This window comes from Acinetobacter soli (genome assembly GCF_018139125.1).
Taxonomy (GTDB): Bacteria; Pseudomonadota; Gammaproteobacteria; order Pseudomonadales; family Moraxellaceae; genus Acinetobacter; species Acinetobacter soli.
Genome location: NZ_CP073241.1, coordinates 2,149,908 through 2,166,891 on the forward strand (window position 1 = coordinate 2,149,908; position 16,984 = coordinate 2,166,891).

Genomic DNA, 16,984 nt, shown 5'->3' on the forward strand with positions numbered 1-16,984 from the left:
CAGCTGAGTAACATCACGACTTTCTGCTTATTGAGCCCCCAAATACGCATGTACACCCTGAGCAGCCGCCCGTCCTGTGGCCAAACAAGCGGTCAGTAGGTAGCCACCAGTAGGTGCATCCCAATCCAACATTTCGCCACAGGCAAAGGTGGCCATTGTGTCTTTTAGACGGAGCGTTGAATCCAGCGCATCTCGTGCAATCCCGCCAGCACAGCTGATGGCTTCTTCAATCGGACGAAAACCTTGTACACAAATTGCCAGCTGCTTAATGTGCTGCGCCATTTTCTGTGCGTCATTCCAGTCGGTTTTGGTTACCACATCGCGGATTAGGGCAATCTTGGTTTTATCGAGTCCTGCTTTTTGCCACACGGTATTGAGGGATTGCTTATTGCCTTGTTGGAGTTTTTGTAAAATTTGTTCCACACGCTGGTCTGGCAGCAAATCTAGATATAAAACGCTGGAGTTTTGAGATTGCATTGCTTCACGCAAATCACGATTGCAACGATAGACCAAACCGCCTTCCAAGCCATAATGGCTAATGACCATTTCACCAAACTGTGGCGCTCGACCATCAACCCACGCCTGAATACGCTTTAACGGTTGTCCAAAAATAGGAGCAAGATAGGCCGACCAGTTCACCAGTACACCCACATTACTGGCCTGAAAAGTCTGAATCTGCTCTGGTTGCAACCACGCTTGCCATTTTCCATCGCTGCCCAATTGCGGCCATGAAACGGCGCCGCAGGCCAGAACCACCGCATCGACCAGAACAGTACGATGCTGTTGCCGCTGGATATCAACCACTGAAAGCTCAAGATCAGACACATTGATGACTTCATGGCGATAGCGAAATGTCACGCCACGATCTTGTAAACGCTTCAGCCATGCCCGCAGTAAGGGTGCGGCTTTCATTTCATTGGGAAAAATCCGCCCGGAACTGCCGACATATGATGCAATCCCCAGCTCCTGCATCCAAGTCTGAATCTGCTGTGCATGAAACGGCCGGATCATTGGCTCAAGCCAGTCGGTATGATCATAGCGTGTCAGAAAGGTATCGAGTGCTTCAGCATGACTGATATTGAGTCCGGTTTTCCCTGCCATCAAAAACTTGCGCGCTGCAGACGGTTTTTGCTCATATACTGTGATGTCGTATGTGCCAAGTGCCGACAGAACCTCGGCACAGGCCAATCCGGCAGGCCCGGCACCAATAATCGCAATCTGCTTATTCGGCATGATTTTGACCCAATAACGGCATAAACTGGTCAAAGCGAGTTTGATATGCCGCGGGCTTGGTGATCACCAGTTGCTGGCACAGCTCGCCGCGTTGTAAATATTTAATCTCAAAATGCGTGCGTGCAGAGTCAGGCGCAATGATTTGTTTTTCAAAAGGTAACTGCCACAGCTGTTCAAGTTGCTGAGCGGCTTCGTCGATATACTCTGGAATATTACTGGCCAGTGTAAGTGTGCCTTCTGGCTGTATGCGTGACAGTAAAAACTCGAAGAACGGCATATTTAACCAGCGCTGTGCTGGATTATGCGGCTCTGGGTTCGGATATAAAATAAAGGCCTGTTCAACTTGCGCCGGATACAGTGCGTGCACAATCCAAGGCAATGCATCGGCATGTACAGGCGTTAAATGCGCACGCGCGTGTAGTTCTTGCTGCTTTTGCATCGCCAAAAATTTCTCTTTGGTTCGTTCAATGGCCACCAAATGCCGCTCTGGATGTTGCTCGGTAAACAACATGGCATGCTTGCCCTTACCCGCCCCGATTTCGAGACACAGTGGCGTGTTGGCCACAGGAGTAAAAGCACGAGGGGCTTGCATACGCTGAGCCTGAAATTGACGTATCGACATAATCACAGCAAACTATTTAAACTTAATCGTGAAATCAGGCATAAGTCTAACAACTCATCATGACTTTGCCTAACATCTTGATGATGAATTTAAGGAATTCCGGTATGCCACGTACATTTCCCTGCCCGCGTTGTGGACAACCCTCGCACTGGGAGAAGAACCCGTTTCGTCCCTTTTGTTCAGAGCGCTGCAAGCTGATTGATTTGGGTGCATGGGCCAGTGAAGATTATAAAATTCCAACGCAAGATTCACCCAGCTCCGAGCAAAAACATCCAGACGATTATGACGATTGATATGCTTTAGATCGTCTTAAAGTTTGGGGATTTTTCACGTATAGTGAAGCCATTTTGACTTTCATGGATGTCTTGCATGACCAAGCAGTTTGCTGTAATTGGTAATCCGATTGAACAATCTCGCTCGCCCGAGTTGCATCATGCCTTTGCAGAAAAGCTCGGCATCACGCTGCACTACAGCAAACGGCTGGCCGCACTGGATGGCTTTGAGGCCTCGGTGCGTAATTTTTTTGAAGACGGCGGTGTAGGAATGAACGTCACCGTACCCTTTAAGGAACAAGCCTTTGCACTTTGTGATGTCTTGACTGAACGCGCCAAAACCGCAAAAGCCGTGAATACACTCTGGATGCAAAACGGAGCATTGCATGGTGACAATACTGATGGTCAGGGTTTAGTCGATGCCATTCGTGCGCTAGATTGGCCATTAGAAAAAACGCGTGTATTAATTCTGGGCGCAGGCGGCGCAACACGTGGTGTGATTTATCCGCTGGTACAAGCAGGTGTGAAGGAAATAACCATTGCCAACCGCACACTTGAACGGGCTGTTCAACTGGTCGAAGATTTACATGATGCAGTCGCGCCGGCACAACTTAACGTCATGGCGCTGGATCAACTTGCAGGCGATTTTGATCTGGTCATCAATGCGACATCGGCCAGTTTAAGTGGCGATGCTCTACAATTGCCCGCTGTCCTTCGTTTTAATTATGCTTATGAAATGGCCTACGGCAAAGCATCAAGCTTTTTAGAACAAGCCGAGCAGCGTGGCGTGCCGAGCACAGATGGCTTTGGTATGCTGGTGGGTCAGGCCATTGAAGCATTTTCGATTTGGCACGGCGTAAAACCTCAGCTTAAAGATTTTTTATCTAAGTCTTCTTGATCGAAGCATAGTGTGACCATGCGCCGCTTGACTCGGCGCATGCCATCACCTCAATAATCCACATCCCAAATCGTGTAAATGGTCATTGGAACGCTGAATTAGCCTTTTTGAATCAGATAACGATATGCTTTGAGTGCTTGATCATCTTGTGTTTCTTCTTGCAGTAACAGCTCGTGACCCAAATGCATACAAAATTTTGGAATATCCCACGACGTTGAAGGATCGGTTGCCAAAACTTCAACAATATCACCAGATTTAGATTTACGAATTGCCTGATGCAACATCATGACCGGTTCAGGGCATCGTAAACCACGCGTATTCAACTGAATGGCCGGGGTAAAATCGCGTGCTGACATGCGTACACTTCACTTCAAAAAACAGACCATAGTTTAACATAAACCGACATGGAACCCGAAATTCGGCAAATTTGATCCATCAAGCTGAATCATTTACTTTTTCCCGCCGATTGGATGATGCATAAGCATATTTTCTTCGGTATGATAAAAATTCATTTACTAGCATAAAGAGTCTTTAGGAAAGATTATGCACGAGGAATCAGGCCCATCGTGGGGAATGCGCGGTTTACGAAAATGGCTGGGAACTGCGCCAGAAACACGCGATGAACTGCTCAAATTAGTTCAAGATTCACGTCGTTTTTTAGAACCTGATACGGTGGCGATGCTAGAAGGTGTTCTTGATCTTCCCGCCACAAAAATTCGCGAAGTCATGACCCCTCGTACGTCCATGATCAGCTTACAAGAAGATGACCAATTACTCGACATCTTGCATGTTTTGATTGAGTCGGCTCACTCCCGTTTTCCGGTTTTTTCATCGGATCAGCCCGACAATGTGGTCGGGATTTTACTGGCCAAAGACCTACTGCCGTTCTTGACCGAACCAACTGCCATTGTCGATATCCGTGCTCTGATGCGTCAGCCACTGTTTGTGCCGGAAAGTGCCCGCTCGGATCAAGTGCTACGCATGCTCAAACATACCCAGACCCATATTGCCATTGTGATCGACGAATACGGCACGACGGCAGGTTTGGTCACGCTTGAAGATATTTTAGAAGAAATTGTGGGTGAAATCGAAGACGAGCATGACAATGTCGATGAAGAAGCCCAGTACATTGTGCCTGACAGCAACCACACCACAGCCAACTCGTGGATGGTGCAAGCACTTACACCAATTGAACATTTTAATACAGTTTTAGATGCTGATTTTTCTGACGATGAAGTAGAAACTGTGGGCGGTTTATTGCTTCAGGAAATTGGACTGGTCAGTGATTTACAAGGTCAGGTGATTGAGCTTGATAACTGGCAGTTTACAATTATTGAAGCAGATGCACGCATAATTCATCTGATTCGAGCTGTACGTAAATGAGAGCATACTTTAGTCAGCTGCTGGGATCATCCCGGCAGCAAAAACAGCTTCCCTTTATTTTTCCCTTACTGATTTCTCTTTGTTCTGGCGCAATTTTTAGCTTGGCCCTTGCACCTTATTACTATTGGTGGATTGCGATTTTATCGCCAGCCCTTTTGTATGCGGTATTGCATGGGCGCTCAGCGAAACAAGGCTTTGCCTTGGGCTGGGCTTATGGATTCGGGCTTTGGTTTGTTGGGGCATTTTGGCTGTACACCTCCATTCATGTCTATGGAGATACCAATGCAGCCCTGAGTGTGCTGATGATTGCCGTGATGGCCTTGGTGATGGGCCTGTTCACAGCGGTTCAAACTTGGCTTTATCGTCGTTTTTTCCCGGAAACCCCCCTCACCTTTGCTCCGCTCTGGATTGTATTTGAATGGGCAAAGACTTGGGTATTTACCGGCTTTCCATGGCTATTTGCAGGCTACGCCTTTACCGAGCGTTATCTCGATCACTATGCGCCCCTCTTTGGTGTATTTGGGGTGTCGTTTGTGGTGATTATACTGGCCTGTGCCTTGGTCGAGTTACTCAAACGCCGTATTTTCTGGCTGATTCCGGCTGCCATTTTACTGGTGGGCGCATGGGGTGCCTCCAAGCTGCAATTTGTCGAGCCAAAGAAAACAGCACCCTTGTCGGTTTCCCTGATTCAGGGCAATATTCCGCAAGATTTAAAATGGCTTACCGAATATCAGCTTAAAACACTGATGATTTACGCCAATCTGACCCGAAGCGAATGGGGCCGAGATCTGATTGTTTGGCCAGAATCATCTATCCCGATGTTTCAGACCGACATTCAACCGTTTTTAGATGCCATGGACCAGCAAGCCAAGGCCAGTGGTTCTGCATGGGTGACCGGCATACCGTACTGGGATCTTCCTGCATCGCGTCAGGCCCAAACACCGCTGTATTACAACAGTATTATGGCCTCAGGTTCCGATGCACACGGATTGTATAAAAAGCAGCGTTTGGTGCCCTTTGGTGAATATATTCCGCTTTCTGGATTATTAAGCTGGGTGCTACCGGCACTACAAAATGATCCCTCGATGAGTGGATTTAGCCGCGGACCAGACAATCAAAAACCGTTAATGATTAAAGGTCATGCACTGGCTGCTGCCATTTGTTATGAAGTGGCCTATCCAAACTTGACCCGTCGCAATGCTGAAAATAGTGACTTTTTGATCACGGTATCGAACGATGCATGGTTTACTGGTACGGCTGGCCCGTTACAACATTTGCAAATGGTACAAATGCGCGCCAAAGAAAATGGTCGCTGGTTTATCCGCGCAACCAACACCGGTGTAACCGCGTTTATCGATAGTAACGGTCATATTGTTGAACAAGCACCTATGGATCAGGCAGCCGTATTGCGTGGTGAATTGCCTGCAATGCAAGGTGAAACGCTGTATACCCGTCTAAGTGACTGGCCAATTTTAATCTTTTCTGGATTATTATTACTTTTGGGCTGGTTCTACCGACCGCGTAAGCCTCAAGATATTTCTTACAAATCCAGACGCTAAACACCAGCCGAGAAGACATTCTCGGCTTTTTTTATATTCTCTAAAGTGACAGGCTGATGAAGCTCATATACGCCATCATGCCTGCTAGCGTTATCATCGGTACCTGACGGTAAATTCGGATGAGTTGAGTTTCTAAAGGCGAGAGATTTAAATGCGCCAAGGAAACCACAGTCAGTTGCAATGCATTGAAAAAGGTCACCAGCCATACTGAACTCAAAACACTAATACTTAAAAAAGCCACCATGATCTGGCTGCTGGCATCACTAAGCGACCAAAGCGTGATTGCACTTTGACTAAGCGGCAGAAGACTCAGTACAAAACATAGCGCCTTAAGCACAGACCAATGCAATTGGTTCACTTCATCGGATAAGAACAATGCTTTCATACTGATCGCCCCTATTGCGTTTAACTTATTTTCTTTTGTCATTATGCGTCGTTTTTATCAAATAAAAAGCTGAATCTTTCTAACCGCTTGTTTTTCTTGTAACTATCCAGTTTAATAATAATTCTTATTATAACTCTCATATCTTAGTTATTATATTTTTAATTAAATAACAGCAACTTAAATATGTAACAATAACTAAGAGCGATTATCACTTCACCTATGACTTATTTTAAGCCATAAGTGAAGAACATCATTATCTTAATTATTTTTCAGCATAATAAATATCAGCATCATTTCCTTCGCCACCGGCTTTACCATCGGCACCAAAAGAATATAAATCGTAGGCACGTCCTTCAGTACCCGGAATCACGTATTGCAAATCATTGTCCCAACTGTCCTTCGGATAGCCGCCTTTTACATAACCACCCGGCAACCAGTTTTTCGCAGTTGCAGGCTGATTCACCAAGGCATCTAAGCCACCTTCTTGCATGGTTGGAAAATGGCCATTGTCGAGCTTGAACTGATCGAGCGCACCTGCCACCCCTTTTAACGTAATTTGCGTGGTATCGACTTTAGCCTTTTCTCCACGACCCATGACGTTAGGTACAATCAGTGCCGCCAGCACACCCAAAATCACAATCACCACCATGACTTCGATTAAGGTAAAACCAGAGGCACGCTTCAGGCGTGGTGCACGCAATGCAGACGCCGACAGGCCTTGAGAAAGAACCGCAGAGGTATTGTTCTGCTTTGAATCGTTTAATCGTGTCTGTTTTAATTCCATATTCATCTCTAGTTTCAATCGTTTTTAAATCATATTATTCATATTGACAATCGGTAGCATCACCGCAATCACAATCACCAAGACAATCGCAGCCATGAGAACGAGCATTAATGGCTCAAGCAAGGCCAGCATTGTCGAAATAAATGTAGACACTTCACGGTCTTGCATACTCGATGCGCGCTCCAGCATGCGATCCAGCTCGCCAGATGCTTCACCACTTCGAATCATTTGTACCATCATTGGCGGGAAATAACCACAGCGCTCAAGCTGGGTAGCAAGGCTGCCACCCTCGGTCACTTTTTCTGCTGCCAAATTAATCGCATCTCGAATAATCCAGTTACTGCTGACAGCCGCACCAATACGTAGCGCATCTACCAAAGGTACGCCGGATCGAGTCAAAATCGACAGCGTACTTGCAAAACGTGCTGCGTTTATACCACGTGATAATTTACCAAATAATGGCAATCTGAGCGTTAAGCGATCAAACGCATAATGCCCAGCACTGGTTTTAAGAAAACGTACAAACATCACAACACTCAAAAAGCCAATCACCAGCATAAACGGCCATGCCTGACGAATAAAATCACTGGCATTCATCAGCGCCACAGTAATCCACGGAAGTGCCTGTTTGCTCTGATCGAAGGTTTTCACAATATCTGGCACCACATAGGTCATGAGTCCCATCACAATCGCAAATGACATCAGCATTAAAATGATCGGATAAATCATGGCCCCTTGTACTTTCTTTTGCATGGTAAAACGGTTTTCGGTGTAGTCCGAGAGCTGGTCTAAAATCAGATCCAAATGTCCAGATCGTTCTCCGGCCGCAATGGTCGCAATATATAAATCTGGAAAACGCCCCGACTGCTGCATACCTTGCGCTAGAGAATGCCCTTCTAGTACTTTAGAACGCACCGACAACAATAAATTTTGTACGTGGATTTTTTCACTTTGTTTGGCCACGGCTCTTAAGGCTTCTTCAAGCGGAATCGCAGCCGCCACCAACACGGAAAGCTGACGGGTCATTAAGGCCAGATCATAGGCAGTAAATTTCTTTTGAAACCATGCACGCCCCTGTTGCTTGTCTTTTTTTTCTACGGGATCGACCAGAATGGGTGTCCATTCACGGTCACGGAGCTGCTGGCGAATTTGGCGCGCAGAATCGCCCTCCAAAACACCTTTGTGTTGTTTTCCAGCGGCATCAAGCGCCGTAAATTGATATGCAGGCATGGTGGTATTTTAGTTTTTCCCAAAAAATCGTGTTGATGTAAATACGTCGTGTTAAATCCAGCATGATTGATTAAGCACCTCAGACATGCTCAGTTTGAGTATAATGCGCAAGATGATCCATAGAGCGACTCCATCTTGATGCACACTACGCCACCTCAGCCCCCTCAAGACATTTTCCGTGTTCGTGTGGCCGTTCCTGTGCATTTATACGATACCTTCGACTATAGCGTAAGCGCAGCAGATTATGAACAGGCAGCGATCGGTGCACGCGTTTTAGTCTCGTTTGGCCGTCAGACACTGGTCGGTATGATTACTGAAAAACTGGCGCCTGATCTGCCACTCGATCCAAGATTTCAATTAAAACCGATTCAGGCTTTACTGGATCAATCACCGATCTTAGACCAGAAAGTTTTAAAATTATTGACATGGTCGGCGCAGTATTACCAATTTCCTCTAGGCGAAGTGATTCAAACGGCATTACCCGGTTTGCTACGTCAAGGCAAGGACGAGGATATTCTGACGCACATCTGGCGCATCGCGGCGCATCCCGACCCAGACGCAAAACTCAAGCGCTCGCTCAAACAGTTTGAAGCCTATCAAATTCTCAAGCTGCATCCAGCCGGCACCACTGAGACCATTTTAAATTTAAGCGGCGTCGATACCGCGACCCTTCGGGCTTTACAAAAAAAAGAACTGGTGACTTGCACACAGGAAATCCAAGATTTCCGTCCCACGCCGGTACAATTGGCACAAATGCCATTAACTGCCAACCCTGACCAGCAACATGCCATTGAACGCGTTATGGCACATTTGCATGCCTACCGCGCCTTTTTACTCGATGGGCTAACCGGCAGCGGCAAAACCGAAGTGTATTTGCACATCATGCACGAGGTGCTCAAGCAAGGTAAACAGGTGCTGGTGCTGGTGCCTGAAATTGGTCTGACACCACAAACCATTACCCGATTCAAATCCCGATTTCACTGTGATGTCGCGTTGCTGCATTCAGGTTTAAACGATTCCACGCGCTTACAGGCTTGGCAACAGGCCAAAATGGGCAAAGCCTCAATTATTTTGGGCACGCGGTCTGCAATTTTCACCCCTTTACCGCGTTTGGGATTGATCATTTTAGATGAAGAGCATGATCTTTCTTTTAAGCAGCAAGAAGGCTTTCGCTATCATGCACGCGATGTGGCACTGTATCGTGCGCATCTGGAAAATTGTCCGATTATTCTTGGCTCTGCCACGCCCAGTATCGACAGTTATCATCTGGTCGAACAAAACAAACTTGAATTACTTGAGTTAAATCAACGTGCCGGCGTGGCATTAATGCCTAAAGTACACTTGATCGACTTAAAAGTAGCCAAAAAGCAGCACGGATTGAGCCAAAAGCTGATCGAACAAATCCAGCACACCCTCAAGCGCCAAGAACAAGTCCTGATTTTTTTAAACCGACGTGGCTATGCCCCCGTACTGGTCTGCGAAAGTTGCGGCTGGCAAGCCAATTGTCCACATTGCGACGCACATTTTACCGTACATACCCAACCCTATACCTACCTGCACTGTCACCACTGTGGCACTATTCAGCGCATGCCAGAAGCATGTTTGGCCTGCAATCACCCGACCTTAAAAACCTTGGGCATGGGCACTGCAAAAGTCGAAGTGCATTTGACCGAACTCTTTCCTGAGCATGATGTGATTCGGGTTGATCGTGACAGTACCAGCCGAGTCGGCAGCTGGCAAAAAATTTATGACCGAATCCAGCAAAACAAGCCGATGATCTTACTCGGAACCCAAATGCTGGCCAAAGGTCATCACTTTCCGTTTGTGACCTTGGTGGCGATTTTAGATATCGATGCCGGCTTACTGAGTGTCGATGTCCGTGCGCCAGAACGCACCGCTCAATTGATTGTTCAAGTTTCGGGACGGGCTGGTCGCGGTGAACATAAAGGCGAAGTGTATCTACAAACCCTGCGCCCCGATCATCCGATGCTAACAACGCTGATTGAAAAAGATTATCGTGCCGTTGCCGCCGAAATACTCAATGAACGTCGGGTGGCGTTGTTGCCCCCTTATCGCTATAGCGTGTTGATCCGCTGTGAATCCAAAGATCGTGAATACAGTCAGGCTTTTTTACAACAAGCCGCAGCGCGTTTCTTACAACAGGCAGGCAGTGTGGCCGAGATCTGGGGGCCTATTCCCGCGCCAATGGAACGAAAAGCAGGACGTTATCGGGCACATATGGTGATTTTGGCGCAAGATCGGGCGCGCTTACATTTCTTTTTACGTTCTTGGTGGGCCGATACCGTACAGCAACCGCGCCAGCATCAGTTACGGCTTTCGATTGATGTCGATCCGCAAGAATTTAGCTGATGGCTTAATGTTCATGGCTGAAAATGCTAGAGTTAAACCTTCACTTAGCTCCCAACGTATTCAGAGTTTTCTATGTCACTGTTGCTACAAATCACGATTTTTCTCGGTGCCGCATTACTACTGGTGCCGCTAGGTAAACGTTTTGGTATTGCAACCGTCATTGGCTATCTGTTGACCGGTATTGTACTGGGTCCGCATGTTCTGAATGTTGCAACCGATGCCAAAGCCATCATGCATATGGCTGAATTTGGCGTCATTTTACTGATGTTTATTATTGGGCTTGAGCTACGCCCGCAGCGCTTGTGGCAAATGCGTCACTCGATTTTTGTGATGGGCAGTACGCAGGTGATTCTGACTGGCATGGTGTTGATGGGGCTGGTATTTTTGGTCTTTAAGCAATCGGTGACCAGTAGTTTTATCATCGGATTTGCGCTGGCGCTGTCTTCGACCGCATTTGTGCTGCAATTGCTGGCAGAAAAGCAGCAACTCAACACCACTTATGGTCAGCAGTCCTTTTCTATTTTGCTGTTTCAAGATATCGCAGCCATCCCTCTTTTAGCCGTTATTCCACTTTTGACCGGTAGTTCGACTACGCACCACGGTATTGCCTACTTTGCTGCGATTTTAGCCACCTTTAGCGGCTTATTTCTATTTAGCCGTTTTGTGATGCGGCCCTTTTTTCGTTTTGTTGCCAAAAGTGGTGCGACAGAGCTGATTACCGCAGTGGGCTTGTTTATTGTGCTGGGCGTGGTGCAATTGATGGAAATTTTAGGTATCAGCACTACACTTGGCGCATTTTTGACAGGTGTTCTGCTGGCAGACTCAGAGTTTCGTCATGAACTTGAAGCCAGCATCGCCCCTTTTAAAGACTTGCTCTTAGGGCTGTTCTTCATGACAGTGGGCATGACCGCACAACTGACGCTCATGCTGCACATGCCAGAAATCATTATTGGTTCGGCACTTGCGCTGATTGTGATAAAGGGCGTGTTACTGATGGGTATCGCTCGTTACTTTAAATACAAGTGGAACAACAGCCTGATGCTGGCAGCCTGTTTGGCTCAAGGGGGTGAGTTTGCATTTGTGGTGCTGAGCGTTGCACAAAGCGAGCAGGTTTTGACCCAGGCCATTGTTCAACCTGTAGTGCTGATTGTCACCTTGTCGATGGTGCTGACGCCATTCTTTTACGCCTTGATTCAGCATGTTGTTATACCGAGACTGCAACAGGACAGCACGCCAGAATTTGACGAAATTCCAGATCAGTCACCCCCTATGATTATTGCGGGCTTTGGTCGTTTTGGTCAAATTATCGCTCGAAATGCACGTATCAATCAGATTGCCTTTACTGCCATCGACAACAATTTACAGCAGATTGATTTTGTCCGACGTTATGGTGGCACCTTATACTATGGTGATACCACCGAACCGGAAATTTTACGTGCTGCGGGTATCGAAAAGGCGCAGGTCTTTGTTTTGGCAATTGATGACGTCGAAGACAGCATGAATGCCGCACGCCATATTCGCTTGAACTATCCCGATATTCATTTGCTGGTTCGTGCCCGAGATCGGCACCATGTGCATTTATTGCGTGATCTGGGCGTAAGGCACATCTGGCGTGAAACGTATTTATCGTCTTTGGGCATGGCACATCGGGCGCTCAATCTATTAGGGCTGTCAGAGCAGCAAGCCAGTCAAAATATTCAAGTGTTCCGTGATTATGATGAACAGTTGCTGGAGCAGCAGCAAAGTATCTATCACGACGAACAAAAAGTTTTTGAAACACATCGCAATGCAATGGCTGAACTTGAACACCTCTTCGACAGTGATCAACGCCATCAAGATGAATACCCCGAACACAATCGTGAAAACAGACACGAAAATCATCGTATTGATGTTACACAAGATGATCGTCACTGACTTGTGTTTTACAATATTGACACCATTAAGACAGGGTTATGGAGAAAAATATGTCTGATTTACGCCAACGCTTTTTTATTGAGGACTGCCCTGTTCGTGGAGAAGTCGTACATTTAGAAGAAGCATTACAAACCATTTTGGCTCAACGTCCCTATCAACCTGCTGTGCAGGTGTTGCTTGGGGAAATGTTAAGCGCAACGGCACTTTTGGCCAGTACCCTCAAAATCAAAGGTCGTATCAGTTTACAAATTCAGGCCTCAGGCACGTTTCGCTGGGGAATGGCCGAGTGCAACCATTTGGGTGAAGTGCGTGCTTTGGCAGACTATGAAAATGATCCACATTTTGAGCAGGCACAAGACAGTAGCGTGGTACTGAGCACACTGCAAAATCCAGTGCTGTTTATTAATATTGAGCCAGAATTTGGTGAGCGCTATCAAGGGATCGTACCGCTCGATCAACCAACCCTCGCAGGCTGCCTGATGCAGTACTACGATTTGTCGGCCCAGATTCCGACACATATCGTGCTGGCAACGACCGCCGAGCGTTCGGGTGGCTTACTCATTCAGCTGTTGCCGCGTAACAACGAAGAAGAGCAACAACTGATTGATGAAGACATCTGGCCACGCCTGATCATGCTCACAGGAACGCTAAAAGCAGACGAATTAACCGATTTGCCAGCCAATGAAATTTTGTACCGTTTGTACAACGAAGAGCAAGTACGCCTGCCTGAGCAAGAACAGCTAAAGTTTGGCTGCACCTGTTCAAAAGAACGCTGTGCGGCTGCCCTGCAACAGATCGGGGTAGATGCGGTGCGTGAAACATTGGCTGAACAAAATCCAATACAGATGGATTGTCAATTCTGCCAAGCCCGCTATACCTTTACCGCAGAAGAGGCTTTAGGCCTGTTTGGTGAACATCTCAGCTAAATACACAGATCAACGCAGACGCATTTTCTAGCGATCTGGATGTTGTGATGGCTTGGTTTAAACAAACCTGAATCGTCTTAGAAGATGATTCGGGTTTTTTATTGCCAAAACCCAACAGTTTCATATTACAGATGACTTGAATTGAATGAGTAAATCGCCGTATAACACAGTATAAGTCACTTATAATTAAGACACCGTACATGGCCAAGAACTATTATGAAACGCTCGGTGTTTCGCGAGATGCGACACCTGAAGAGATTAAAAAAAGCTATCGAAAGCTGGCACGCAAGTATCACCCCGATGTGAGTAAGGAGCCAGATGCCGAGGCGCAGATGCAAGCGCTGAATATTGCCTATGACACGCTAAGTGACGCTGAAAAAAAAGCAGAGTACGATCAGCAACTTGATTATCCTCAAGGCTTTTCTGGTTTTGGGCAAGGTGCTCAAGGCAGTGCAGGTTTTGATGGTGGATCATTTTACCAGCAAGGTCAGGGCGCTGACTTTAGTGGCTTTGAAGACTTATTCGGTCGTTTTGGTGCAGGCTTTGGTGGTGCCAATCACCAATATCAGCGTCAGACGCACCGCTTTCGTGGTGAAGATCAACATGCACGAATCGAGGTAGATACTGAAGTGGCTTACCATGGCAGTACTCAAAATCTCACCTTACAAATTCCAACTTTAAATGCTTATGGCGAGGCAGAAGTACAACGTAAAACCTTGCAAGTGAAAATCCCCAAAGGCATGAAAGAAGGCCAGCAAATTCGCTTGAATGGTCAGGGCCAAGCTGGGATAAACGGTGGTGAAAATGGCGACTTATACCTCGAAATTCACTACAAAAACACCCCACAAATGCATGTTGAGGGTGCTGATGTTTATCTCACAGTCGATGTGGCACCGTGGGAAGCAGCACTTGGGCAAAAAATTGAGGTTCAAACTCCAAGTGGTCGCGTTAGTGTCAATATACCGAAAAATTCCAAAACTGGTCAGCAGTTGCGTTTAAAAGACAAAGGGATTCCCAATAAAACGCCCGGACATTTGTATTTATTGATCAATCTGGTTTTACCCGAAGCACAGACCGAAGCCCAACACAGCGCCTATGAAGCACTTGCTCAGGCATTTTCTTCATTTCAACCCCGTCGATAAGGAGCCAGCTCATGTCTAAAATTCATTATGTGGAAGTGATTTGTCAGAATGAGACCACCGCCGAGATTATCGATGAGCAACGCGGACTCAATTTACAGCAGTTTGCACAGGTCTGTGGTCAAAGCCCAGAATGGGTGCTGCAATTGATTGACTATGATATTTTGCTGGTGGGACATCCCGATCAACATCAGTTTTTGGGAGAGGATGTCGCACGGGCGCGCAGGGCCTATCGTTTGCAACGTGACTTTGATGCCAGTTTATCGGCGGTGGCACTGATGCTGGACTTACTTGATGAAGTACAACAGTTGCGCCATGCTGTCCGGCATCTGACGCCTCCTTCAGACCAGCAAACAAACCGTCATTAATTCTGACTGATCCACTGATAGCTGAGTAAACCAAGTACCGTACAAAGGAGTGATCCCAGCACATGAATCAAGATCAGGCCAATCGCCCAGCTGTATTTTTGCTGCTGAAGCAGATCGATTACTTCGGCAGAAAAGGTCGAAAATGTGGTCAATGCGCCACAAAAGCCTGTAATAATAAATAACTTATAATTGGCACTGATCTGCGCATGTGCAAAAAAGGCGATGGCATAACCGATAATAAAGCCGCCAACCAGATTGACCAGAATGGTGCCTAAAGGGAAATGCTGTAAAGTCGGATTAAATTTAAGCCCAACGAACCAGCGAATCCATGCACCAAGCACAGCGCCACAAGCAATTGAGAGTAAAGATGAGTACATCGGCATGCTCCAATATTTTTTTCATGCAGAGCACGCACAATATGCCTACGCCCCTGCTGAAAAGAGGTCACGTAGACATCATTAGCCAGAATGGCGGTTTTTGCGAGGAGGAATGTCATCTCCTGTGTGCTCAGTTTAGTCTAATCTTGGCTTGATGTGAAGCAGTTGCGCCAAGCCTCTTCAAGCGGTTTTATTTCAATTTGGTTATTTTTTCAACTTCTTTCAGGGTTTGTTTGATGGGTTCATAATCTAGAAACCAGAACAAATTCATATTACGCTGCCGTTTTTGATGTGCCAGCATTTCAATGACGCTTTTTTCACCACGCCCCACCAAATGCTGTCGATAAAAGTAATACAAAAGTAAAAGTGTGCTGAGCAACATCGCCGCCAGCATCATCCAGAATCCTTCGGGAGATTTTAAGCCGGGAATAAACTCAAAATTCATACCGTATACGCCGGTTAGAAGCGTCAATGGCGCAAAAACGGCGGTAATAATAGCCAAGATCCGCATATTTTCATTGGTTTGGTTGGCAATCGCATTAAAATGCAAATCGATGGCCGACTGAATTGCGGCACGTAATCTGGAGGTGTGTTTTTGCGTGCGCTCAATATGACTCACCAGATCGTTCATTCTAACCAACAGTAAATCTGGCGATTCCGAAGCGTGTTGACCCATCAGATGATGATAATTTTCCACCAGTTCGTCTCGTAGCTCCTGTAAAGTTTCAATCTGCTCCTCACACAGATTTTCGACTTGCTGAAATGCCATGTTTTCTTGAAACAACTGTGGCCATTGATGAAATCGTTTACGCCCTTGCAACAGCTCACGCTGCCAGTGTTCGACCCGACGCGTGAGCGGTGTACGCAAATCCAGATAGGCATCAATCATGCTATTGAGCATGCGCAGGGTTAAATCGATCGGTGTCGAAGGCAACTTACGTGGCTTGTTTTGATCACTGATATCGCGCTGTACAATCTGTTCATAACGCTGCACATAGGCATCCATCGCCTTATTGCCTGTCTCACGGATACTGATCAGCACGTCTTGCGAGATGATAAAACTGATCGGGGTTGTGGCTAAACCAAATATACTTTCATGTACTTCTCCGGTCACTTCGCTGTTGCTGATCTGATCGTCAGGCGTAATGATTTTACGAAAAATCAGTAAATCATAATCGTCCATCGTGTCAAATGCACATGGATGATCGATATTTAAGATATCGCGAATATGAAATTCGTTAATAGAGAGACGAGTCAGGCCATTGATATTTTTCTGCCATTCCTCGGTTTGCATCACCACATCTTCACGAATGCAATCGACCCACATAAATGCCAGATGATGCTCGTCCTGAACCTGTTGGCTAATAAAGGCATACTGTTCAGCAGCATGCTTATAAACATAATAAATTTGCATGTGTACCCGTATTTTCGATGCGGTGTGGCATAGATTGATGGTACTAAATCTAGCTTAAAATACTCAATGAAAATGTACCCGAGTATTTGCCAGCGCTTCATTTATGTTGT

The 16,984-nt window shown here is 46.5% G+C and carries 17 protein-coding genes and 1 riboswitch; of the genes, 9 read left to right on the forward strand and 8 right to left on the reverse strand.

Annotated features, from left to right (window positions below; genetic code table 11):
* Positions 1 to 27 precede the first annotated feature (27 nt).
* Both KCV09_RS09920 and KCV09_RS09925 read right to left on the reverse strand, forming a co-directional pair.
* On the reverse strand, positions 28 to 1,233 hold the full coding sequence (locus KCV09_RS09920; RefSeq protein ID WP_212515094.1) for a TIGR03862 family flavoprotein: 1,206 nt from the start codon (positions 1,231 to 1,233) through the stop codon (positions 28 to 30).
* Positions 1,223 to 1,861, reverse strand: a complete 639-nt coding sequence (locus KCV09_RS09925; protein ID WP_171495250.1) for a class I SAM-dependent methyltransferase — start codon at positions 1,859 to 1,861, stop codon at positions 1,223 to 1,225. Before KCV09_RS09925 ends, KCV09_RS09920 begins: the two co-directional genes overlap by 11 nt.
* Before the next feature lie 98 nt (positions 1,862 to 1,959).
* Here KCV09_RS09925 and KCV09_RS09930 point away from each other — a divergent pair, with 98 nt between their 5' ends.
* Together KCV09_RS09930 and aroE are read left to right on the forward strand one after the other, a co-directional pair.
* Positions 1,960 to 2,148 carry a DNA gyrase inhibitor YacG gene (locus KCV09_RS09930; protein ID WP_151815191.1) on the forward strand — a complete coding sequence of 63 codons (189 nt, stop codon included), beginning with the start codon at positions 1,960 to 1,962 and terminating at the stop codon, positions 2,146 to 2,148.
* 76 nt (positions 2,149 to 2,224) lie between these two features.
* Complete coding sequence (gene aroE, locus KCV09_RS09935) at positions 2,225 to 3,025, forward strand: shikimate dehydrogenase (protein WP_212515095.1); 801 nt, start codon at positions 2,225 to 2,227, stop codon at positions 3,023 to 3,025.
* Positions 3,026 to 3,123: 98 nt separating this feature from the next.
* Here the strand turns inward: aroE and tusA are convergent, their stop codons facing one another.
* Complete coding sequence (gene tusA, locus KCV09_RS09940; protein WP_004932596.1) at positions 3,124 to 3,381, reverse strand: sulfurtransferase TusA; 258 nt, start codon at positions 3,379 to 3,381, stop codon at positions 3,124 to 3,126.
* 187 nt (positions 3,382 to 3,568) lie between these two features.
* On the opposite strand from tusA, the gene KCV09_RS09945 reads away from it, so the two are divergent.
* Entirely contained in the window at positions 3,569 to 4,408 is an 840-nt protein-coding gene (locus KCV09_RS09945; protein WP_004932593.1) for an HlyC/CorC family transporter, read from the forward strand.
* Positions 4,405 to 5,967 carry an apolipoprotein N-acyltransferase gene (lnt, locus tag KCV09_RS09950; protein WP_212515096.1) on the forward strand — a complete coding sequence of 521 codons (1,563 nt, stop codon included), beginning with the start codon at positions 4,405 to 4,407 and terminating at the stop codon, positions 5,965 to 5,967. Before KCV09_RS09945 ends, lnt begins: the two co-directional genes overlap by 4 nt.
* A 40-nt stretch (positions 5,968 to 6,007) precedes the next feature.
* On the opposite strand, the gene KCV09_RS09955 is transcribed toward lnt, so the two are convergent.
* The 3 genes from KCV09_RS09955 to gspF form a co-directional block, all read right to left on the reverse strand.
* Positions 6,008 to 6,394 (reverse strand): hypothetical protein, encoded by a 387-nt coding sequence (locus tag KCV09_RS09955; protein ID WP_228267176.1) that lies wholly within the window; start codon positions 6,392 to 6,394, stop codon positions 6,008 to 6,010.
* Between the two features lie 220 nt (positions 6,395 to 6,614).
* Positions 6,615 to 7,136 (reverse strand): type II secretion system major pseudopilin GspG, encoded by a 522-nt coding sequence (gene gspG / locus KCV09_RS09960; protein WP_407651946.1) that lies wholly within the window; start codon positions 7,134 to 7,136, stop codon positions 6,615 to 6,617.
* A gap of 24 nt (positions 7,137 to 7,160) precedes the next feature.
* The gene (gene gspF, locus KCV09_RS09965; protein WP_212515098.1) at positions 7,161 to 8,366 is read right to left on the reverse strand and encodes a type II secretion system inner membrane protein GspF; all 1,206 of its coding nucleotides are present in this window, start codon (positions 8,364 to 8,366) and stop codon (positions 7,161 to 7,163) included.
* Positions 8,367 to 8,504: 138 nt separating this feature from the next.
* On the opposite strand from gspF, the gene KCV09_RS09970 reads away from it, so the two are divergent.
* From KCV09_RS09970 to KCV09_RS09990, 5 genes are all read left to right on the forward strand, one after another.
* Positions 8,505 to 10,736, forward strand: coding sequence for a primosomal protein N' (locus tag KCV09_RS09970; RefSeq protein ID WP_212515767.1), 2,232 nt, complete (start codon positions 8,505 to 8,507; stop codon positions 10,734 to 10,736).
* A gap of 72 nt (positions 10,737 to 10,808) precedes the next feature.
* Positions 10,809 to 12,650 (forward strand): monovalent cation:proton antiporter-2 (CPA2) family protein, encoded by a 1,842-nt coding sequence (locus KCV09_RS09975; protein ID WP_151815193.1) that lies wholly within the window; start codon positions 10,809 to 10,811, stop codon positions 12,648 to 12,650.
* Between the two features lie 50 nt (positions 12,651 to 12,700).
* Positions 12,701 to 13,576 (forward strand): Hsp33 family molecular chaperone HslO, encoded by an 876-nt coding sequence (hslO, locus tag KCV09_RS09980; protein ID WP_004943908.1) that lies wholly within the window; start codon positions 12,701 to 12,703, stop codon positions 13,574 to 13,576.
* A 200-nt stretch (positions 13,577 to 13,776) separates the two neighbouring features.
* The gene (locus KCV09_RS09985; RefSeq protein WP_212515099.1) at positions 13,777 to 14,718 is read left to right on the forward strand and encodes a DnaJ C-terminal domain-containing protein; all 942 of its coding nucleotides are present in this window, start codon (positions 13,777 to 13,779) and stop codon (positions 14,716 to 14,718) included.
* Positions 14,719 to 14,729: 11 nt separating this feature from the next.
* Positions 14,730 to 15,083, forward strand: coding sequence for a chaperone modulator CbpM (locus tag KCV09_RS09990; protein WP_088458949.1), 354 nt, complete (start codon positions 14,730 to 14,732; stop codon positions 15,081 to 15,083).
* On the opposite strand, the gene crcB is transcribed toward KCV09_RS09990, so the two are convergent.
* A complete protein-coding gene (crcB, locus tag KCV09_RS09995) occupies positions 15,080 to 15,460 on the reverse strand; it encodes a fluoride efflux transporter CrcB (protein WP_076033426.1) in 381 nt (126 codons plus the stop codon). The two genes, KCV09_RS09990 and crcB, sit on opposite strands and share 4 nt — an antisense overlap.
* Positions 15,461 to 15,525: 65 nt before the next feature.
* A riboswitch (Fluoride riboswitch) is annotated at positions 15,526 to 15,592 on the reverse strand.
* Between the two features lie 58 nt (positions 15,593 to 15,650).
* Entirely contained in the window at positions 15,651 to 16,874 is a 1,224-nt protein-coding gene (locus tag KCV09_RS10000; protein WP_004943916.1) for a CorA family divalent cation transporter, read from the reverse strand.
* Positions 16,875 to 16,984 lie beyond the last annotated feature (110 nt).